The 19945-nt window shown below is 68.1% G+C and carries 20 protein-coding genes and 1 riboswitch; of the genes, 12 read left to right on the top strand and 8 right to left on the bottom strand.

Annotation, left to right across the window (positions count from 1 at the left end; all coding sequences use genetic code 11):
• Window positions 1-96: 96 nt before the first annotated feature.
• Complete coding sequence (locus tag EV687_RS06485) at window positions 97-933, top strand: ferritin-like domain-containing protein (protein WP_242612523.1); 837 nt, start codon at window positions 97-99, stop codon at window positions 931-933.
• 77 nt (window positions 934-1010) lie between these two features.
• On the opposite strand, the gene mntR is transcribed toward EV687_RS06485, so the two are convergent.
• Window positions 1011-1469 (bottom strand): manganese-binding transcriptional regulator MntR, encoded by a 459-nt coding sequence (mntR, locus tag EV687_RS06480; RefSeq protein ID WP_122231913.1) that lies wholly within the window; start codon window positions 1467-1469, stop codon window positions 1011-1013.
• Between the two features lie 239 nt (window positions 1470-1708).
• Here mntR and EV687_RS06475 point away from each other — a divergent pair, with 239 nt between their 5' ends.
• From EV687_RS06475 to EV687_RS06460, 4 genes are read left to right on the top strand one after another with little or no spacing between them, the layout of a single operon-like run.
• The gene (locus EV687_RS06475) at window positions 1709-2641 is read left to right on the top strand and encodes a metal ABC transporter substrate-binding protein (protein WP_122231914.1); all 933 of its coding nucleotides are present in this window, start codon (window positions 1709-1711) and stop codon (window positions 2639-2641) included.
• The gene (locus tag EV687_RS06470) at window positions 2638-3642 is read left to right on the top strand and encodes a manganese/iron ABC transporter ATP-binding protein (protein WP_122231915.1); all 1005 of its coding nucleotides are present in this window, start codon (window positions 2638-2640) and stop codon (window positions 3640-3642) included. The genes EV687_RS06475 and EV687_RS06470 overlap by 4 nt, the downstream gene beginning before the upstream one ends.
• Entirely contained in the window at window positions 3639-4544 is a 906-nt protein-coding gene (locus EV687_RS06465) for a metal ABC transporter permease (RefSeq protein WP_122231916.1), read from the top strand. The genes EV687_RS06470 and EV687_RS06465 overlap by 4 nt, the downstream gene beginning before the upstream one ends.
• Entirely contained in the window at window positions 4541-5395 is an 855-nt protein-coding gene (locus EV687_RS06460; protein ID WP_122231917.1) for a metal ABC transporter permease, read from the top strand. The genes EV687_RS06465 and EV687_RS06460 overlap by 4 nt, the downstream gene beginning before the upstream one ends.
• Window positions 5396-5478: 83 nt before the next feature.
• Here EV687_RS06460 and gap read toward each other — a convergent pair whose 3' ends face one another.
• Both gap and EV687_RS06450 read right to left on the bottom strand, forming a co-directional pair.
• Window positions 5479-6480 (bottom strand): type I glyceraldehyde-3-phosphate dehydrogenase, encoded by a 1002-nt coding sequence (gap, locus tag EV687_RS06455; protein WP_122231918.1) that lies wholly within the window; start codon window positions 6478-6480, stop codon window positions 5479-5481.
• Window positions 6481-6858: 378 nt separating this feature from the next.
• Window positions 6859-7485, bottom strand: a complete 627-nt coding sequence (locus EV687_RS06450; protein ID WP_122231919.1) for a YqiA/YcfP family alpha/beta fold hydrolase — start codon at window positions 7483-7485, stop codon at window positions 6859-6861.
• 171 nt (window positions 7486-7656) lie between these two features.
• Here EV687_RS06450 and EV687_RS06445 point away from each other — a divergent pair, with 171 nt between their 5' ends.
• Complete coding sequence (locus EV687_RS06445) at window positions 7657-7908, top strand: helix-hairpin-helix domain-containing protein (protein WP_122231972.1); 252 nt, start codon at window positions 7657-7659, stop codon at window positions 7906-7908.
• Window positions 7909-7935: 27 nt separating this feature from the next.
• On the opposite strand, the gene smpB is transcribed toward EV687_RS06445, so the two are convergent.
• The gene (smpB, locus tag EV687_RS06440; protein ID WP_122231920.1) at window positions 7936-8412 is read right to left on the bottom strand and encodes an SsrA-binding protein SmpB; all 477 of its coding nucleotides are present in this window, start codon (window positions 8410-8412) and stop codon (window positions 7936-7938) included.
• Window positions 8413-8630: 218 nt separating this feature from the next.
• On the opposite strand from smpB, the gene EV687_RS06435 reads away from it, so the two are divergent.
• Together EV687_RS06435 and EV687_RS06430 are read left to right on the top strand one after the other, a co-directional pair.
• On the top strand, window positions 8631-9089 hold the full coding sequence (locus EV687_RS06435; RefSeq protein ID WP_122231921.1) for a type II toxin-antitoxin system RatA family toxin: 459 nt from the start codon (window positions 8631-8633) through the stop codon (window positions 9087-9089).
• On the top strand, window positions 9058-9474 hold the full coding sequence (locus tag EV687_RS06430) for an RnfH family protein (RefSeq protein WP_242612522.1): 417 nt from the start codon (window positions 9058-9060) through the stop codon (window positions 9472-9474). Before EV687_RS06435 ends, EV687_RS06430 begins: the two co-directional genes overlap by 32 nt.
• A gap of 135 nt (window positions 9475-9609) precedes the next feature.
• Here the strand turns inward: EV687_RS06430 and EV687_RS06425 are convergent, their stop codons facing one another.
• Together EV687_RS06425 and creD are read right to left on the bottom strand one after the other, a co-directional pair.
• On the bottom strand, window positions 9610-11067 hold the full coding sequence (locus tag EV687_RS06425; RefSeq protein WP_162846683.1) for a glycoside hydrolase family 3 N-terminal domain-containing protein: 1458 nt from the start codon (window positions 11065-11067) through the stop codon (window positions 9610-9612).
• Window positions 11057-12403 carry a cell envelope integrity protein CreD gene (gene creD / locus EV687_RS06420; protein WP_122231924.1) on the bottom strand — a complete coding sequence of 449 codons (1347 nt, stop codon included), beginning with the start codon at window positions 12401-12403 and terminating at the stop codon, window positions 11057-11059. The genes EV687_RS06425 and creD overlap by 11 nt, the downstream gene beginning before the upstream one ends.
• Before the next feature lie 182 nt (window positions 12404-12585).
• Window positions 12586-12700: riboswitch (TPP riboswitch) on the top strand.
• A gap of 133 nt (window positions 12701-12833) precedes the next feature.
• On the opposite strand from creD, the gene EV687_RS06415 reads away from it, so the two are divergent.
• From EV687_RS06415 to EV687_RS06405, 3 genes are read left to right on the top strand one after another with little or no spacing between them, the layout of a single operon-like run.
• Window positions 12834-15107 (top strand): TonB-dependent siderophore receptor, encoded by a 2274-nt coding sequence (locus EV687_RS06415; RefSeq protein ID WP_162846684.1) that lies wholly within the window; start codon window positions 12834-12836, stop codon window positions 15105-15107.
• Window positions 15108-15112: 5 nt separating this feature from the next.
• A complete protein-coding gene (gene pnuC, locus EV687_RS06410) occupies window positions 15113-15778 on the top strand; it encodes a nicotinamide riboside transporter PnuC (RefSeq protein ID WP_122231926.1) in 666 nt (221 codons plus the stop codon).
• Window positions 15775-16347: an AAA family ATPase gene (locus EV687_RS06405; protein WP_162846685.1), complete on the top strand. Its 573-nt coding sequence runs from the start codon at window positions 15775-15777 to the stop codon at window positions 16345-16347. The genes pnuC and EV687_RS06405 overlap by 4 nt, the downstream gene beginning before the upstream one ends.
• 41 nt (window positions 16348-16388) lie before the next feature.
• On the opposite strand, the gene EV687_RS06400 is transcribed toward EV687_RS06405, so the two are convergent.
• Window positions 16389-17834, bottom strand: a complete 1446-nt coding sequence (locus tag EV687_RS06400; RefSeq protein ID WP_122231928.1) for an aminotransferase-like domain-containing protein — start codon at window positions 17832-17834, stop codon at window positions 16389-16391.
• Window positions 17835-18047: 213 nt separating this feature from the next.
• Here EV687_RS06400 and EV687_RS06395 point away from each other — a divergent pair, with 213 nt between their 5' ends.
• Window positions 18048-18440, top strand: a complete 393-nt coding sequence (locus EV687_RS06395; protein ID WP_130466464.1) for a hypothetical protein — start codon at window positions 18048-18050, stop codon at window positions 18438-18440.
• A 55-nt stretch (window positions 18441-18495) separates the two neighbouring features.
• Here the strand turns inward: EV687_RS06395 and lpdA are convergent, their stop codons facing one another.
• Window positions 18496-19932, bottom strand: coding sequence for a dihydrolipoyl dehydrogenase (lpdA, locus tag EV687_RS06390; protein WP_122231930.1), 1437 nt, complete (start codon window positions 19930-19932; stop codon window positions 18496-18498).
• Window positions 19933-19945 lie beyond the last annotated feature (13 nt).

The raw sequence follows: 19945 nt of genomic DNA, 5'->3' as shown, positions 1-19945 counted from the left end.
GCCAGCCTGTCTGCATACCCTGGCGTCGCGACGCAATCCGATCGCGACGCCCATCCTGCGACATCTGATGTGTACCGCGACACTAGAATGCCGCCCATGACCGATGTGAGCACCGAGATGATGGACGGCGAGTGGCGCGCCCGCGCGCTGGAGATTCTGCAAATGCGCGATGCGGCGGGCAAGGCGCATGCCGCATCGCAGCTTTACGCGCAGCGGGCGCAGTGGCCGCTCGACCCGCAGCGGGCCATCGCGCCGGCCGGGCCGGTGCAGCCGGGGATGCCGCCCGGCCTGCAACTGCTGCCGCACACCGACGTGGCGCGGCGCTCGCCGGCCACGTTGGCCGGGCGCGCGGTGCTGGTACACGCCATCGTGCACATCGAATTCAATGCCATCAATCTCGCGCTCGATGCCGTCTGGCGCTTCGCGGGCATGCCGCCCGCGTACTACGAGGATTGGCTCAAAGTGGCGGCCGAGGAGGCGCGCCACTTCCAGTTGCTGGCGGCGCAATTGCAGGCCATGGGCCATGACTATGGCGACTTCCCTGCGCACCAGGGCCTGTGGAGCATGTGCGAGAAGACCAGCGGCGACATCCTCGCACGCATGGCGCTGGTGCCGCGCACGCTGGAGGCGCGCGGGCTGGATGCCACGCCGCTGATCCAGCGCAAGCTGCGCCAGGTCGATACGGCCGATGCCCATGCCGTCAACGCGGTGCTGGACATCATCCTGCGCGAGGAGGTCGGGCACGTGGCGATCGGCAACCACTGGTACCGCTGGCTCTGCCAGCAGCGCGATCTGGAGCCGGTGGCACTGTACCCGCAACTGGTGGCACAGTACGAGGCGCCGCGCCCGAAGGCGCCGCTGAACATCGCGGCACGGCGCGCCGCTGGCTTTACCGAGGAGGAGTTGCGTTATCTGGAGTGGGGCGCCGGCTGAGGCGGCGAGTCACGGCGAGACCGATGCGCTGCATGACGGAGCGTTGATGCGAGCGCGCATCGACGCTGTGCCGTGGCTCAGCGGCCATGCCGGTCCAGATAGTGCCGGAACGCGTCAAGCGTGGCCTGGCTGACGTGGTGCTCCATGCCTTCTGCATCGCGCCGGGCGCTGTCCTCGTCGACCCCCAGCGCCAGCAGGAACGACTCGACCAGTTGGTGGCGGGCGCGGCTGTACTGCGCCATGGCTTCGCCCTTGTCGGTCAGCAGCGTGCCCTGGTAGGGGCGCAACTGCACATAGCCATCGGCTTCGAGGCGTTTGAGCATCTTGGCCACGGTGGGTTGCGCCACGCCCAGCCGCTCGGCGATCTGCACCTGCCGCGCCTCGCCGATGCTGTGGATCAGGTCGGAGATCAGCTCCACGTAATCCTCGATGAGTTCGAGCCGGTGGGCTTCGCGCACCTGCTGGAAGCCTTCCATCTGGGTGCTGGCATCCGGCAGCTCGGGAGCAGCGTCGGGAAGGGGGCTGTTTCTGGTCATGGGGTATGGATCTCGTGGACAGACGCTGGAGTTTCAACCTGCTGATTATCCTGAAATCGCCCATGTTGCCGGGCAGGCTATTTTTAGCTTAGGCTATATTCATGCATTAGCCAGTGCTATAAATCCGCCGAGGCGTTCCGCCATCAAGGACGAAACCGGCCCCGGTTCATGCATGGGAAGACCCGGCGGCCCAGGCGTACGCATCAGCGCGTATTCATGTTTTCACGACAGGAGCAGGAATGAATAACCAACGCAGGCAATTTCACCGTTTGGGCTGGCGCATGGCGTTGGCCAGTCTCGGATTCACCGCGCTGGCCCTGGCCTTGCCGGCAGCGGCGCAGACGGCTGCGGCCGGCAAGTTCAAGGTCGTCACCACTTTCACGGTGATCGCCGACATGGCGCGCAACGTGGCCGGCGATGCCGCCGTGGTCGAATCGATCACCAAACCCGGCGCGGAAATCCACGAGTACCAGCCGACGCCGGGCGATCTGGTGCGTGCGCAGGGCGCGCAACTGATTCTCTGGAACGGCCTGAACCTGGAGCTGTGGTTCGAGAAGTTCTTCGCACGCCTGAGGAACGTGCCCAGCGTGGTGGTCTCCAACGGAGTCGAGCCGATTGGCATCGGCGATGGGCCCTATGCCGGCAAGCCCAACCCGCATGCGTGGATGTCGCCGACCTCGGCGCAGATCTATGTGGACAACATCCGCGATGCGCTGGTCCAGCACGACCCGCGCAATGCCGACACCTATCGGGCCAATGCCGAGGCCTACAAGGCGCAGATCCGCGCCGCCATCAGGCCCATCCATGACGCGCTGGAGCAGTTGCCCGAGCAGCGTCGCTGGCTGGTCACCAGCGAAGGTGCGTTCAGCTACCTGGCGCGTGATTTCGGCCTCAAGGAGTTGTACCTGTGGCCCATCAATTCCGACCAGCAGGGCACGCCCCGGCAGGTGCGGCATGTGATCGACCAGGTGCGTGCGCACAACATCCCGGCCGTGTTCAGCGAGAGCACCGTCTCGGCGGCGCCGGCCGAACAGGTCGCGCGCGAGACCGGCGCTCGCTATGGCGGCGTGCTGTATGTGGATTCGCTCAGCGAGCCCGGCGGCCCGGTGCCCACCTACCTGGACCTGCTGCGGGTGACCTCCGAGACCATTGCCAAGGGACTGGCGCAATGACCCGGCAGGCGGAGGCCCTGACGGCATCCGGCGACGCTGCACTGCATGCTGCCGGCGCGGCGGTGCCCGCAGTGGCGGCGGTGGCACCGGATGAGGCCGCCGATGCGCGGTGCGCTGGTGGTCTGGATGTGCAGCATGTCACCATCACCTACCGCAATGGCCACACGGCCCTGCGCGATGCGAGTTTTTGCACGCCGCTGGGCAGCATCACCGCGCTGGTGGGCGTCAACGGCAGCGGCAAGTCCACGCTGTTCAAGTCCATCATGGGCTTGCTGCGCCTCTCCGAAGGGCAGGTGCGCGTGCTGGGCATGCCCGCGCGCGAAGCCATGCGCCGCAACCTCGTGGCCTATGTGCCGCAGAGCGAGGAGGTGGACTGGAACTTCCCGGTGCTGGTCGAGGATGTGGTGATGATGGGACGCTACGGTCACATGGGCTTTTTGCGTATCCCGGGCCGCGCCGACCACGCGGCGGTGGAGCAGGCGCTGCAGCGCGTGGGGCTGCTGGAGCTGCGCCAGCGGCAGATCGGTGAACTCTCGGGCGGCCAGAAGAAGCGCGTGTTCCTCGCGCGCGCACTGGCACAGGATGCTCGCGTGATCCTGCTCGACGAGCCCTTCACCGGCGTCGACGTGAAGACCGAGGATGCCATCATCGCGCTGCTGCGTGCGCTGCGTGACGAAGGGCGAGTGATGCTGGTCTCGACCCACAACCTGGGCAGCGTCCCCGAGTTCTGCGACCGCACCGTGCTGGTCAGGAACACCGTGCTGGCCTATGGGCCCACGGCGGAAATCTTCACCCATGCCAATCTTGAGCGGGCCTTCGGCGGCGTGCTGCGCCACTTCGACCTGCCGCAGCATCATGGCGCAGGCAGTGCCGTGGTCGGCATCATGAGCGACGACGAGCGCCCGCTCGTGCTGCTCGATGGCCGCTCGTCGGTGCGCGGCGAGCGCGATGCGCCGGCGGCCGGCCAGGCGCCCGCTGCCGGCGGGGAGGGGGCACCATGAGCGGCGATGCCTGGTGGCAGGCCCTGGTCGAACCGTTCGGCTACGCCTACATGGTCAACGCCATGTGGGTGGCGGCGCTGATCGGCGGCGTCTGCGCGTTTCTCTCCTGCTTTCTGATGCTCAAGGGCTGGTCGCTGATCGGCGATGCACTCTCGCACTCCATCGTGCCGGGGGTGGCCGGCGCCTACATGCTGGGCTTGCCGTTCTCGGCCGGTGCCTTCTTCGCTGGCGGACTGGCCGCGGCCGCGATGGTGTTCCTCAACCAGCGAACGCGGCTCAAGGAGGACGCCATCATCGGCCTGATCTTCACTTCCTTCTTCGGGCTGGGCCTCTTCATGATCTCGCTCTCGCCGACCAGCGTGAACATCCAGACCATCGTGCTGGGCAACATCCTGGCCATCACGCCGGGCGACACGCGCCAGTTGCTGCTCATCGGCGGCGCGACGCTGGCGGTGCTGCTGCTCAAGTGGAAGGATCTGCTGCTGGTGTTCTTTGACGAGACGCAGGCGCGTGCCTGCGGCCTGCCGGTGAACCGGCTCAAGGTGCTGTTCTTCGCCATGCTCTCGGCCAGCGCCGTGGCAGCTATGCAGACCGTCGGCGCCTTCCTGGTGATCGCGCTGATCGTCACGCCCGGCGCCACCGCCTACCTGCTGAGCGATCGCTTCTCGCACCTCATCGGCATTGCCGTGCTGATCGGCACCGTCACCAGCTTCGTTGGGGCCTATGCCAGCTATTTCATCGACGGGGCCACCGGTGCCGTCATCGTGCTGCTGCAGACGCTGCTGTTCCTGGCGGCTTTCTTCCTCGCGCCCAGGCATGGCCTGCTGGCGGCGCGGCGGCGCAGCCGGCGGGCCCTGCGGCAGCCGGCCACCACGCACACGGCGGTGGAGGATGCCGCATGAACCTCGATGCGCTCCTTGACACGCTGCTGCTGCCATTGCAGTTCGACTTCATGCACTCGGCGTTCCTGATCGCGGCCATCGTGGCCGTGCCCACGGCGCTGCTTTCATGCTACCTAGTGCTCAAGGGCTGGGCGCTGCTGGGGGACGCGATCTCGCATGCGATCTTCCCCGGCGTGGTGCTGGCCTACCTGCTGGGACTGCCGTACCTGCTCGGCGCCTTCGCCGCCGGCATGGCCTGCGCGCTGGCCATCGGCTACCTGCAGGTCAACAGCCGCGTCAAGGAGGACACCATCATGGGCATCGTGTTCTCCGGCATGTTCGCGCTCGGCCTGCTGCTGTATGTGTGGATCCGCAGCGATGTGCACCTGGACCATATCCTGTTCGGCGACATGTTGGGCGTGGATGTCCGCGACCTGGCCGAGAGCGGCGCCATTGCCGTGGCCATCGGGTTGTGGATCGCGCTCAAGTGGCGTGATCTGCTGCTCTACACCTTCGATCCGATGCAGGCGCGCACCACGGGCCTGCCTGTTGCCGTGCTGCACTACGGCTTGCTGGCCGCGGTTTCGCTGGCGGTGGTGGGGGCGCTCAAGGCTGTCGGCCTGGTGCTGGCCATTGCGCTGCTGATCGCGCCGGGGGCCATCGCCTTTTTGCTGACGCGCAGCTTTGGCTGGATGCTGCTGCTGGCCGTGCTCATCGCGGTGGTGGCGGCGCTCGCCGGGGTGTATCTGAGCTTCTTCCTCGACAGTGCGCCGGGTCCGACCATCGTGCTGCTGTTCACCGCCGGCTTCGTGCTGGCGCTGCTGTGGCAGCAACTGCGCGGCCATCGATCCCGGCCGCACAGCGAGGCGTAGCGGGGGACTCTCCCGGGGAGCCGGCCGGAGCATGAAAAAGGGCGGGTGATCACACCCGCCCCTTCATCCAGCATGCGGACGAATCACTTGCCGGCGACCACGCGCACCATCTCCAGGCACTTGTTGGAGTAGCCCCATTCGTTGTCGTACCAGGACACCAGCTTGACGAAGGTCGAATCGAGCTGGATGCCGGCCGCGGCGTCGAAGATCGAGGTGCGGGCGTCGCCGCGGAAATCGGTGGCCACCACGGCATCTTCCGTGTAGCCCAGGATGCCCTTGAGCGCGCCTTCGCTCTGGGCCTTCATCTCGGCCTTGATCTCTTCGTAGCTGGCGGGCTTTTCCAGCTCGGCGGTCAGGTCGACCACCGAGACGTCCGAGGTTGGCACGCGGAAGGACATGCCGGTGAGCTTCTTGTTCAGCGAGGGGATCACCACGCCCACGGCCTTGGCGGCGCCGGTCGACGACGGGATGATGTTCTCCAGGATGCCTCGGCCGCCGCGCCAGTCCTTGGCGGAGGGACCATCGACGGTCTTTTGCGTGGCGGTGGCAGCGTGCACGGTGGTCATCAGGCCGCGCTTGATGCCCCACTTGTCGTGCAGCACCTTGGCCAGCGGTGCCAGGCAGTTGGTGGTGCAGGAGGCGTTGGAGACGATCGGCTCGCCGGCATAGCTGGCGCAGTTGACGCCGCGCACGAACATCGGCGTGTCGTCCTTGGAAGGCGCCGACATGATGACTTTCCTGGCGCCGGCATCAATGTGCTTCTGCGCGGTTTCCTTGGTCAGGAAGAGGCCGGTGGATTCGATCACCACCTCGGCACCGACCTCGTTCCACTTCAGGTTGGCGGGGTCCTTCTCCTGTGTCAGGCGGATCTTCTTGCCATTGACGATCAGGGTGTTGCCCTCGACGGCGACTTCGCCCTTGAAGCGGCCATGCACGCTGTCGTATTGCAGCATGTAGGCCAGGTAGTCGGGCGCCAGCAGGTCGTTGATGCCGACGATCTCGATGTCCTCGAAATTCTGCACGGCTGCGCGCAGTACGTTGCGCCCAATGCGTCCAAACCCGTTGATGCCTACCTTGATCGTCATGTCGGTCCCTTGTCTGAAGTTCGTCTGAAATGAAATGGTCGATGGGGGAGTGGTTGCCGCGCGGTGCGGGAGCCAGGCGGCCTCCGGCCCAACTCGGCATTTTAGGGGAGAACCCGGCGGCGGGCCGTTTCGGTGTGTGTCGGGGGCTGCCGCGCTCGGCATCGCGGACGGCCGGTCAGGCGGGCAGGCTCCTTAGAACCTGTTCAAAGTCTCTGCATGGATCCGCATGGCAACGCCATGCCCTGTGGGTTGCGGCTGAAATGCTGCGTCTGCGGCGTTGCAAAGCCTCGCCGGGCCACCAGCCCGGCTGCGTTTTGCGCCTTGCAGCCACAACCTTTCAACCACAACGGCTCTCATGCCAAGACTTTGAACAGGTTCTTATGCCGCCACCGTACCCAGCGACACCAGGAAGGCGCCGATCTGCGGCAGCAGCCGCTCGTAGTCGGCGCTGAGCGCGTGGTCGCCGCCTTCGAGCACGATCTGCTGCGCGTCGCGGTAACGCTGGCTCATCTCGCGCCAGTCCAGCACCTCGTCCCCCTTGGCGATGATGGCCAGTTGCGGGGCTGCGGCGGGCGTCTCCCGGCTGTCGAGCGCGCGCAGCTCGTCCATGTACTCCGGCTTGAAGTAGAACGCCTCGGCGGGGTCGTGCCAGACCGTGTTCTCGCCGATGTGTGCGGCCAGGTCGCGGGCCGGGTCGACGGCCGGGTTGAGCAGCACGGAGGGGCAGCGGCATTGGGCCGCCACCCAACTGGCGTAGTAGCCGCCCAGTGACGAACCCATCACCGCCATGGTCTGCTGCGGCCAGTTGTTGACGATGGCCTGCATGCATTGGGCCGCCGCGTGTGGCGATGGCGGCAACTGCGGGCACTCCAGCACCACCTCCGGATGGCGGATGCCGAACCAGCGGCGTGTCAACTGCGCCTTGGCCGATTGGGGCGAGGAGCGAAAGCCGTGCAGGTACAGCAGATGGGTCAGGCGTGGCGGCTGGATGGAGGTCGGTGGCATGGCGGGGCTCTCCTGGCGACAGGACGGATGGCGCGGGGCGGCGACTGCGGCGATTCGGGCAAACTGTCGCCATTGTGCATGGGCGATGGGCCGCGCGCTGTCGGCCAAGGGCTTGCTATGATGCGCGTTACCTGCCGTTGCGGCCTGTGCCGCCGTTGCGAAGTCCTGCCGATGCCATTTCCGACCCATGAAAGACAGTTGCTGCTCGCCGTCAAGGGCGTCGGCCCCGCCGTGGTGGCGCGCCTGGAGCAGATGGGCATCGAGTCCCTGGCACATCTGGGCCGCGCCGATGTACAGGACATCCTGCGGCGGGGGGCCGCGCTCACGGGTTCGAGTTGCTGGAAGAACAGTCCCCAGGCCCGGGCAGCCATTGCGGCCGCGGTGGACGCCGCCAGACGCCAGCCCCCGACCGCCGGGGCTTGACGCGCCCCGCAGGCCAGGAACAGGTGCTTACTTCAGGCGCGATTTCATCGCCCGCTCGACCTCGCGCTTGCCCTCGCGCTCCTTGATGGTGTGGCGCTTGTCGTATTCGGCCTTGCCCTTGGCCAGCGCGATCTCGCACTTGACGCGGCCATTTTTCCAGTACAGCGCCAGCGGCACCAACGTGTAGCCTTTTTGTTCGACCTTGCCGATCAGCCGCTTGATCTCGTCCTTGTGCAGCAGCAGCTTCTTGGTGCGGTCGGGCTCGGGGCTGACGTGGGTCGACGCGGACTTGAGCGGGTTGATCTGGCCGCCGATGAGGAAGATCTCGCCCTCGCGGATCACCACATAGGCGTCGGTGAGCTGGGCCTTGCCGCTGCGCAAGGCCTTGACCTCCCAGCCATACAGCACCATGCCCGCCTCGTGACGCTCTTCGATGAAGTAGTTGAAGAAGGCGCGTTTGTTCTCGGCGATGCGGCTGGGTTGCTTCTTGTCTTTGGTGGCCATGGGTTTGGAATCACACGGAGGGCGTGCGGTTTGGGCGGGGCGTTAAAATCGGTTTCCCGCCGATGGTCGGTGCTCGCATTCTTCCGTCCCGCCCGTGCGTGATCGGTTGCAGCGAAAGCCGACCATTGTATGCATTTGGCCCCCGCATGTGCGCATCTGATCTGTGATGAGTGGGGCGTCGGCTCCGTGCACGTGAGCCGTCAGGTTTTGTCCCCGGTATGAAACAAGTCGAAAAATCCGCCCTCGTATGGTTCAGCCCGGCGCAGATGTTTGCGCTGGTCACCGATGTTGCCCGCTATCCAGAGTTCCTGCCCTGGTGCGACCATGCCCGGGTGCTGGAGCAGGATGCGGAGGGCATGACGGCCGAGGTGGGCATTGCCTTTGCGCGCATCCGCCAATCCTTCGTCACCCGCAATACCCACATCGGCCAGGACCGGGTGCTGATGCGGCTGGTGCGCGGCCCGTTCTCGACGCTGGAAGGGGAGTGGAGCTTCGTGCCGCTGGCCGGCGGTTCGGCCGAGACCGCGCAGGCCTGCCGCGTCAGCCTGGTGCTGCGCTACGACTTCGATTCGGCGGCGCTGCGCATGCTGGTGGGGCCGGTGTTCGACAAGATCGCCAATTCGATGGTGGAAGCCTTTGTCCAGCGTGCCGAAAACCTGTACCAGCCCGTGCAGTGAGGCCAAGGCCGATGCCGCTGCTGGCGCCGAGGCCGCCATGCTGCGCATCGAGGTGGCCGTGAGCCTGGCTGGTGGCGGAGTGTGGGAGTGCGTGCTGGCATGCCTGCCCGGCACCACGCTGGCGCAGGCGGTGCCACTGGTGGCGGCGCAGTGGGCTGACGAAGCCGGTGCGGCGAGATCGCCGCTGCCGCTGGATCAACTGCGCTGGGGAGTGTGGGGGCGGGTGCTGCCACCCGGTCATGTGCTGCAGCCACAGGACCGGCTGGAGGGCTACCGGCCCCTCAAGGTCGACCCGAAGGTGGCGCGCCGCGAACGGTTTGCCCGGCAGGGCGCGCGCGGCGCCGGCCTGTTTGCCCAGCGGCGCGGGCAGTCCAGGCCGGGCTAGTGTCGTGAATCACCAAGGGGGCGCGCGAGCGGACAAAATCGGTCCAATCCAGGCGCACAGCGCAGCGCGTATGTCGATACGCGCAAGGCATGCAACGCCGGGCCGGCCGGTTTTGTCCACTCGCCCTTCGGGTTCTCAGGGCGCATCGCCCTGGTGTGCGGCTACACGTTGCGCCATGGCGCGCACCGGAGCCGGATTGAGCAGTCGCACCAGCCTCTGGTGGGTTTGCGCCGTGTGCGGCAACTGCAGTTCGCCGCGCTGCAGCGCCTGCAGTGCGCAGGCCATGGCCGGGTAGAACTGCTCGGGGTCGTAACTGACGAGCAGCAGGTCCACCCCGGCGCCGAGCGCCCGCAGCGCGGCCGCGCAGATGCCATACGGCCGGTAGACGGCGCCCATGTTCAGGTCGTCGGTCATCAACAGGCCCTGGTAGCCCCAGTCCTGGCGCAGCAGCCGCACCACCGCTGGCGAGAGCGAGGCCGGCTGCTGCGCATCGACGTCGCCCAGCACCACATGGGCGAGCATGATGGCGCCGCTGGCGGTCATGCCCTGGCGAAACGGCAGCCAGTCGCGCTCGGCCAGCACGGCGCTGGGCGTGTCCAGCCGGGCACTGTGCAAATGGGTGTCGCCGGCCACGCCGGCCAGGCCGGGAAAGTGCTTGAGCGTGGCGCCCACCTGGCGGCTGGCGAGGCCGCGCATATAGGCGCCGCTAAGTTCTGCCACGGTCTGCGGGTCGTGCGAGATGGCGCGCAGGTCCAGCCGGGTATGGCGGTCGCGGGTGGCGGTGCGGCCCGCCTCGGGGCGCAGGTCGGCGACCGGACCGAGATTCAGGTTGATGCCCAGCGCCTGCAGGTCCGCACCCTGTTGCTGGCCTTGCTGGTAGGCGGCCAGCAGGGTCTCGGCGGCCAGGCGCGGTGGAGCGTCCTCGGCGGCCAGCAAGCCATCGGCGGTCAGCAAGGTCGAGAGGGCCGGACGCGAGGGTAGCGGCGGGCTCATGTGCTGCACATGGCCGCCCTCCTGATCGGCCGCCACGATCAGCGGCGGCAGGCCGTGGCGCTCGCGCAGCAACTGCAGCGCCATGATCTCGGCGCGCACGTGCAGCGGGTCGCGCCCGGTGACGTTGGCCTGGCTCAGGTAGATGCCGGCGATGGCGCCGCGCGTGGCCAGTTGCGCGGCCTCCTCGAAGTCGCGGTAGCCCACGATGAAATGCCGCCCCAGCATGGCCAGCGCCATCTCGTTGCCGCTGGCCTGCAGCACCAGGGTGCGGGCCTGCCGCCACTGCCAGGCCTGCTGGCCCGTGATGACCATGATGGCGGCGAGGCCGAGAGCCAGCATCAAGGCTTCCGCCTGGCGCAGGCGCATGGGAGCGCCTGGCGTTACCGCCACATGCTGGCGGCGGGCACGCCAGCCCAGCCACACCAGGCCGGTGGCCGCCACCAGCAGCAGGGCGGGCACGCCCACATGCCGCAGGCGCAGAAGATTGGGCGTGTGGATCTGGCAGGCCAGTGCGAGCAGGACGATGAGCGCCAGCGCACGCAACAGCATCGACAGGCCTTGGCGCAGCCGGGTAGGTGGCCGGAAACGGTCATTGCTCATGGCGGCTCTCCTTGGCGGCGGGCCGGGCAGCGCCCAGCGCATACCAGTCGATGTGGCGAGTGCCCAGCATCAGCGCCGTCAGCGCGCCGAACAGCAGCAGCGAGCCCATCAGCAGGGCGTTGTCTTCCGAGAGCAGAATGCCGTAGAGGATCCCGTAAAGGCTGGCGATGCCGCCGGCCAATCCGAAGCCTTGCCCGCGGTTGCCAAGCATGGCGCCGAGGTAGCTGCCGATCAGCAGCACGCAGGCCGCCGCCGAGATGGCATAGGCCGCGCCGAAGGCGATGCGCTCGGACAGCGCCAGCAGGAGCAGAAAGAAGATTGCCAGCGCCAGACCCACCAGCAGGTACTGCATGGGGTGGATGGCGCGCCTTTGCAGTGTCTCGATCAGGAAGAAGGCCGCGAAGCTCAGCACGATGAAGAGAATGCCGTACTTCATGGCCCGCTCCGAGAGCGAATAGATGTTGACCGGATTGGCGAACTGCACCTCCAGGGTTTCGTTGTGCGAGCGGCTCAGGCCGGCCCGCAGTGTCTGCCCGAAGTCGCGCGCCAGGTGCGAGACCTGCCATTGCGCCGAGAAGCCGTCTGCGCCGATGTCGCGCCGGGCGGGCAGAAAGCGCCCCTGGAAGCTAGGGTGCGGCCAGGCCGATTGCAGCGCCACCTGCGTGAGGTCGGCGGTGGGGGCGATGGCCAGACGTTGCGAGCCCAGCAGCTCCAGCGGCAACTGCAGCGTGAATTCCTGCGCGCGGTTCAGGTCCACCGGCCCCAGCTCGGCATGGATGGCGGGCGACTCCAGCGCACCGCGATGGCCGGTCTGGAAGGCGAGGCTGCGGCCATTGACCTGCAGCGTCGGGCTGTTGCCGATGCCGCGCAGATCGCTCACGCCCAGCAGCACGAAGGCGCGGGCCTTGTCGAGCTGGGCCTGCCTGGCCTGTGCGTCATCCAGCCCGAGTCGCGCCGGCAGTGCCATCGTGCCCTGCAGCGCCAGCGTGGCGCGAAACAGGTTGGTGCGGTAGATGCTGCGCTGGCGCGTCTCCACGCTGACGCTGCCGTCGATGGTGAGCGCATCCAGGCTGAACACCTGGCGGCGCAGCACCGTGTGTTCGCGCGGTGGCTGCCCATCCTGGCTTGCCTCCTGCACCCGCTCGGGGTATTCGAGCAGCAGCAGCGGCCCGATCAGGGTCTGCTCGGCCGCGGCCGAGTCGGCAATCTCCGCGATCACCTCCTGCTGCAGGCGTTGGCGCTGGCGCACCTGGTCGTGAATGCTCCACAGGCCGATCTGCAGCATCACCACCAGCATGGCGATGATGGCCATCTTCAACCCCAGTTTGACTTGCATGCCATGCTCTCCTCTCGATTTGGCTGGTTGACTTTGAACGGGCTTGCCGTGGCCGCGAGTCTGGCCACTGGCCGAGAAGAGAAGGTGAAGCGAGCATGAAGTGCTGCCAGAGGCCGCATACAATCGCGCCTGTTCTGCAGGCAGATGCACCGATTGATCCGGTGGCCGATGCCGGCGGAACGCCGCAACGCTAGGGGTGCTGGTTGTGCGCGTCGCAGGACGCGCGCGGCCGGCTGAGATGACACCCTGGAACTTGATCAAGGTAATACTTGCGCAGGGAAGCGTTGTGAGGCTGCACGGCGTGTTGTCCTTCATCACCGCGTCTTGCCGTGCGTGCATGCGCGAGTGCCAGCCACTCTGCATGTGCGCGGCCCGAACGTGCCCGCGCGGCCTCACTGCCAGACCCTGCCGTCGAACCAAGGAGTTTTCGATGGCATTCCATTCCATCCCATCCGCCGCTGTTGCGGATTTCGCCGGCGCAGGCCAGGCCGCGCCACCTGTTTCGCCGGGGCGACCACCGCTGCCGTTGTGCTATCCGGCCGCCGCCTTGCTGGCCTGCCTGGGCGCCGGGCCTGCTTGGGCACAGGCTGCTGCTGTGGCGCAGTTCGAGGAGGTCAATGTCACCGACAAGGCGGCACCGGTACTCGATGCCGACAGCGCCGCCGTGGGCGGCTTTGCCGCGCCGCTGGCCGAGGTGCCGCAAAGCATCAGCGTGCTGGGCGCCGATCTGCTCTCGGCGACCGCCACGCAAAGCGTCTCGCAGGCGCTGCGCCTCGATGCCGCGCTCAGCGACAGCTACAACACCACTGGCTACCCAGACAGCATCAGCGTGCGCGGCTTCACGCTGCAGGCGCTGGGCAATTACCAGCGCAACGGCATGGGCATCCAGGGCTTTGCGCCGCAGGCGCTGGAGAACAAGCAGGACATCGAGGTACTCAAGGGAGTGGCCGGGCTGCAGGCCGGCGTGGCGGCGCCGGGCGGGCTGGTCAACTACGTCACCAAGCGGCCCGCGGCGCACGACTTCAACGCGCTGGCGCTGCAGGCCGACCAGCGCGGCGGCAGCAAGCTCCATTGGGACGCCAGCCGGCACTGGGGCACGGTGGGGCTGCGAGTCAATGCCGCGGCCGAGCAGTTGCACAGCCATTTCAAAGATGCCGATGGGCAGCGCCGCTTCATCAGCCTGGCCGTCGATGCGCCCCTGACGCCGGACACGCGCCTGAGCGCCGACTTCGAATACCACCGCAAGTCGCAGCCCTCGGTGCCGGCGCTGGGCCTGCTCGATCTCGATGGGGATGGCCGGGGCGAATCGCTGCCGAGCGTCATTCCCGTACGGCTGAACCTCAACAGCCAGCCCTGGTCGTTGCCCTACCAGACCTGGAGCCAGCAGGCCGAGGTCCGGCTCGAGCAGCGCCTCGCCGGTGGCTGGCAGGCGCGCCTGGGCCTCAACCACAGCCGCACCCGCTTCAATGACCGCGTGGCTTTCCCGGACGGCTGCTCGGGGGCGGCCACCTATGTCTATCCAGGCCTGTGCGCCGATGGTGGCGTGGACATCTATGACTTCCGCGACGATGGCGTGCGCCGCGCGCTCAGCGGCTGGCAGGCCGAGTTCGAGGGAGAGACGCACTGGGCCGGCGCCGCGCACCGGCTGCGCCTGGGCGTTTCGGGCTACCAGTCGCGCGAGCGCCACGCGGATTTTCAGGCCTACAACTGGGTGGGCACCAGCAACATCCACGCGCCCGTCGAGCTGCCCGCCGATGGCACGCTGACGGTGCGCAACACCAACAGCGACCAGCACGCCACCGAGGCCTTCGCCAGTGTGCAAAGCCGATGGAATGCCGTCTGGACCAGCTATGCCGGCCTGCGTGTCACAAGGCTTTCGCGCAGCAGCGCTCAAAGCGATGGCAGCGATGCCGTCGATTACCGGCAGACCGTTACCACGCCGTGGCTGGGCCTGAGCGCCCAGCCCGCAGCCGGGTGGACGGTCTATGCCAGTTGGGGGCAGGGCGTCGAGCTCGATGCCGCGCCGCGCACCTTGCAGGCGGGGGGCCGCTTGCTCTACCGCAACGCCGGTCAGGTGCTGCCGGCGCTGCGGAGCCGGCAGACCGAGCTGGGCCTCAAATGGCAGGCGCGGCCACGCCTGCTGCTATCGGCCGCCGTGTTCCAGATCGAGCGGCCCACGGCCGGCGAGCGGACGCTGCCGGGCGACAACCAGCCCAGCTATGTGGCAGGGGCCCGCAAGGCCCGTCATCGGGGATTGGAACTCAATGCCGCGGGTCAGCTCGGCACGCAGTGGTCGCTGCAGGCCAGCGCCGCCTGGCTGGATGCGCGCTATACCCGCGCGGCCGATGAACCCGACCTGCAGGGCCAGCGCGTCACCAACGTGCCGCGCTTTGCCGCCTCGGTGTTTGCCGACTACAAGGTGGCGGCCGCGCCGGGGCTTTCCCTCAATGCGCTGGCTTGGCTGCAGGATGGCAAGCGCGCCACCGCCGATGGCCGCGCCGTGCTGCCGCGCGCCTGGCAGCTCGATGCCGGGCTGCGCTACGAGCATGTGATGGGCCGGCAGCTCTGGCAATGGTCGCTGCAGGCCGAGAACCTGACCGATCGCGTCTACTGGCGCGAGGTGCCCACCACCGCCTGGGGTGGCACCTACCTGTTCCCGTCGGCGCCGCGCACCGTGCGCGCGTCGCTGCGCGTCGAGTGGTGAGCGCCATGGAATGCTTGCTTGAGCCGGCTTTCGTGGCCTTGGGCATGCCGGTCCTCTGGCTGGAGCTGATCGCCTTCACGCTGGCGCTGGCCAACATCGGCTGCAATGTGTGCGAGGTGCACTGGGGCTGGCCGCTCTCCATCGCCGCCAGCGGCCTGTATGCCTGGTTCTTCGTGCACAGCGGCATCTATGGCGAGGCGGGCGTCAACCTCTTCTTTGCCGCGCTGGCGCTGTGGGGCTGGTGGCAATGGCTGCGCGGGCGTCGCCGGGCCGTCTCCGAAGTGGCCGATGTCGTGGCGGTGGCGGGTGCCGCCGCACCGCTGCGCGTGGCGGCGGTGCCGCGCGCCGGCCTCGTGGCGCTGCCGCTGGCCTGGCTGCTGCTGTGGGGGCTGTGCGGGCTGCTGCTCGGGCGCCTCACCGGCAGCGACGTGCCCTGGTGGGATGGCTTCGTCACCGCCGGCAGCATCGTCGGCGCCGTGCTGCTGGCGCGTAAGTACATCGAGAACTGGCCGGTCTGGGTGGTGGTCAACATCGCCAGCATCGGCCTGTTCTGGCACAAGGCCCTGCCGCTGACCACGCTGCTCTATGCCATTCTGCTGGCGCTGGCCTGTGTCGGCTGGTGGCAATGGCGCCGCAAGCTGCCCCTGCCGGCAGGGCCGGCCGGGGCATGAGCATGGCCACTTCCGTGCCGGGAATGCCGCCGATGGCGGCCTTGGTCGCGCTGGTGGGGGCCGAGAGCACCGGCAAGACCACGCTGGCGTGGCAGCTGGCGGAGCACTTCGGCGGTCTCTGGGTGCCCGAATACCTGCGCGAGTTCTGCGACGCACACGGCCGCACCCCGGCGCGAAACGAGCAGGCGCACATCCTGCAGAGCCAGGCTGCCCGGGAGGACGCGGCCCGGCAGCGCGCTCAGGCGCAGGGCCTGCATTGGGTGTTCTGCGACGCTCCGCCGCTGATGACAGCCGTCTACAGCGAACTGGTGTTTGGCGACACCAGCCTCTACGCCGCCGCGCGCCATCGCCACCGGCGCTATGCGCTGACGCTGTTGCTGGAGAACGACCTGCCCTGGCAGGCCGACGGCCTGCAGCGCGACGGTCCGCAGGTGCGCGAGCCGGTGCTCGCCTTGCTGGAGCGGCAGCTGCGCGGAGCGATCATCGCGGACACGCTTGTGCGCATTGGCGGACAGGGAGCGCATCGGCTGCGCAACGCGGTGCAAGCCGTGGCGTCGATGGCGGAGTGAGCAAGCTTCGGGGCGCAGGAATCGGGTCTTTGAACAGGCGCTCACAGCGCGGCCACCAGCCGGCCTAGCTCCCTGCAGGCCCATTCGATCTCGGGTGTGATGCGCTGCACGCAGCTCAGGCGCAGGTACTGGTCATAGTGCTGGGTGTGCGAGAACATGCTGCCCGGCGCGATGCGGATGCCTTTGGCGAGGGCCAGGTCGAACAGGCGCCCCTGCGGATCGGCAGCGGGCAGGCGCAGCCACAGGCTCAGGCTGGCATCACCGAGCACGAAGTCGGTGCCGGCCGGGAAACTGCGGCGGATCAGGCGGGCCATGGCTTCGCTGCGCTGGCGCAGGGTTTCGCGCAGGCGCGCCAGATGGCGCCGCTGGCGGGGCTGCTCCAGCAGGTAGCGCGAACTCATCACCTGGCCGAAAGGCTGGGTGAAGCGGCTTTGCGCGGTCTTGAACATGGCAATGCGGTTGTGCCATTGGCCGCCGTGCAGCCAGCCCTGGCGCAGGCCGGGCAGCAGCGGCTTGTTGAACGACTCGCAGTAGATCACGTGGCCGCGCTCGTCCCAGGACTGGATGGGGGCGACATAGCGTTCCGGCATGGCCAGCAGGCCATAGGAGTCGTCCTCGACGATGGCCAGACCGCGGGTGGCCGCCAGCTGCGCCAGCTGGCGGCGCCTGTCGGCGGGCATGGTCGCGCCGGTGGGCATCTGCATGTTGGGCGTGACGACCACGGCCTTGATCTGCGGGTGCGTGTCCAGCGCCAGTTGCAGAGCCGGCAGGGACATGCCGGTGCCGGGCTCGCAGGGGATTTCGAGTGCCCGCAGGTGCAGTGACTCGATGATCTGCAGGTGGCCATAGAACGTGGGCGATTCGACCGCCACCCAGTCGCCGGGCGTGCAGATTGCCGACAGTGCCAGCGTGATGGCTTCGGAGTTGCCGGTGGTCGAGAGGATCCGCTCGGGCGGGATGTGCATGCCGTGCCGCGCGGCATGGCCGGCCACGGCATGCTGAAACGCCGATTCGTCGCGCTGCACCGAGCGACCCGTGACGAGCAGTTCGGGCTGTTCCTTGAGTATCTGGATCGCCAGGCGCCGGATCCCCTGGGCATCGAACAGCTCTGCCGGGGGTGTGGCGATGGCCAGATCGACCCGGATGGGACTCCGGCGGGCCTTTTCCACCAGGGTCGAGATGCGCTCGCCAATGCCCGTATAGCAGTCGCCGCGCACGGACAGCGGGCCGGCGATGGCGGCCGGCTCCAGCGTTGGCGCGGCCACCGGCTTGCGCACGAAGTAGCCGTGGCGCGGGCGGCACTCGACCAGGCCCTGGGCTTCGAGCAGGTGCACCGATTTGACGGCGGTGGCCATGCTCACGTTCTGTGCCTGCATGATGGCGCGAATCGAGGGCAGGGCCTGACCCGGCAGCAATTGCCGGGTGCGGATGGCGGAGTGGTAGTGGCCGGCGATGCGCCGGTACAGATAGTCATCCCTGGCTGGCATGGCGGGAGTGGATGGTTGGCCTCAAGAGATTGCCACTATGGCGCAAAACGCCATACCGGTGCGATACAGCGGCGCGCTGGCGGGCAGATACAGCGCCTGGCCAGCCGCACTGTGCCGTATCGACCTGTACTGCCTGCAAGGCGCGTGGCTTTCTACAGTGTGTCCATCGCACTGCCAACGGAAACACCACCGAACCGAACCGGAAGACCTGCCATGCCCTCTGTGATCCATACCACCCGGACCTTGCGGATTGCTCGCGATGACCACTTGTTGCTGCCTCTGCGCGCGGGCGATGAACTGCGCTGCATCGTGGGCTGCGTGCGCGTGATTTCGCCCTCTGATGCCGCCGGCGAGGCGGCCTTCGGCCACACCGTGTCGCTGGGTGTCCGGCAAGCCTGGCGGGCGCCGGCCAGCATGTGGGTGCAGTTGGCCGCGGAGGTTGCGAGCCAGGTGCAGCAGACCTCCGCATCGGGAGCATCCGGAGCGTCAGGTGCGTCAGGTACGGCGAGTGCGGCCGGTAGTGGCAGTCCGTCCGGCGCGCCTGACCGTGCCGGATGGCTGCGATGGGGGCATTGGATGATGCGCCACCTGCGCTGGCGGGCCTGACGAGGCTGCCTGCGGGGTCGGCGTTGCGCCATTTGCGCTGCTCTCTACATGCAGCCTATACATGCAGCGCCTGTCCCAGCGCCCGCAGGGCCGCCTCCTGGATGGCCTCGCCCAGCGTGGGATGGGCGTGGATGGTGTGGGCCACATCCTCGAGGTGCGCGCCCATCTCCAGCGATTGCGCGAATGCCGCCGCCAGTTCGGCGACATGCCCGCCCACCGCCTGCCAGCCGAGGATGCGGTGGTCGCTGCGGCGGGCGACGACGCGCACGAAGCCTTCGGTGCCTTCCAGCGTCATGGCGCGGCCATTGGCGGCAAGGGGAAACTGCGCGCTGAGCACGTCGTGGCCGGCCGCCTGCGCCTGGTCCGGCGAGAGGCCGGCGCTGACCAACTCCGGCTCGGTAAAGCAGATGGCGGCCATGGCAGCCGGCTGGAAGTGGCGCCGGTGGCCGGCGATGATCTCGGCCACCATCTCGCCCTGCGCCATGGCGCGGTGCGCCAGCATGGGCTCGCCGGTGAGGTCGCCAATGGCCCAGACCTGGCGCATGCTGGTGCGGCACTGGTCGTCCACGCGCACGGCGCGGCCATGGCGTTCGATCGGCAGGTCTTCGAGGCCGTAGCCCGCGGTGCGTGGCTGGCGGCCCACGGCCACCAGCACCTGGTCGGCTTGCAGCGTCAGGGCCTCGGCGGTTGCGTTGCCGGCCGGACGGATGACCACCCCTGCGGCCCCGCCCGCCGAAGAGGCTGGCGCCGCGCCGATGACCTGGTGCTGCAGGTACAGCCGGATGCCCCGTTGCTCCAGCCGCCGCTGCACCGGCTGGGTGAGTTCGGCGTCATAGGCGGGCAGGATGCGTTCGGCCGCCTCCACCACGGTGACCTGGGCGCCGAGCTGGCGGTAGGCGATGCCCAGCTCCAGGCCGATGTAGCCGGCGCCGACGACGATCAGCCGATCGGGCACCTGGCGGGGCGAGAGCGCCTCCGTCGAGGAGATGACGGTCTGCCCATCGAAGGGCAGCGCGGGCAGCGCCATCGGTTGCGAGCCGGTGGCCAGCAGCAGGTGTTCGCAGCCGATGCGTTGCGTGGCCGTGCCGCTGGCATCGCGCACTTCGACGGTCTTGCCATCGACGATGTGTGCCCATCCATGCACGAGCTGCACCTTGTGTTTCTTCAGCAGCGCCGCCACGCCGCCCGTCAGGCGTTGCACGATGCCGTCCTTCCAGGCGATGGTCTGCGCGATGTCGAGCGTGATCCCGGATGCGTGGATGCCCAGCGGCGAGGCGCCTGCGGCACAGGCCTGGGCCTTGGCGAATTCGCCGGCGGCATGGATCAGCGCCTTGGAGGGAATGCAGCCGATGTTCAGGCAGGTGCCGCCCGGCGCCCGGGCCTCGACCAGCGTGGTGGCAATGCCCAGTTGCGCGGCGCGGATGGCGGCGACGTAGCCGCCGGGGCCGGCACCGATGATGAGCAGCCGGGTCTGGATGTGTGGGGTGGACATGTCGCTGGCTCCT

The sequence above is a fragment of the Corticibacter populi genome (assembly GCF_004217315.1).
Taxonomy (GTDB): domain Bacteria; phylum Pseudomonadota; class Gammaproteobacteria; order Burkholderiales; family Burkholderiaceae_C; genus Lampropedia; species Lampropedia populi.
The sequence above is the reverse complement of the archived record's forward strand: the minus strand, read 5'-3'. Positions and strand labels throughout refer to the sequence as shown.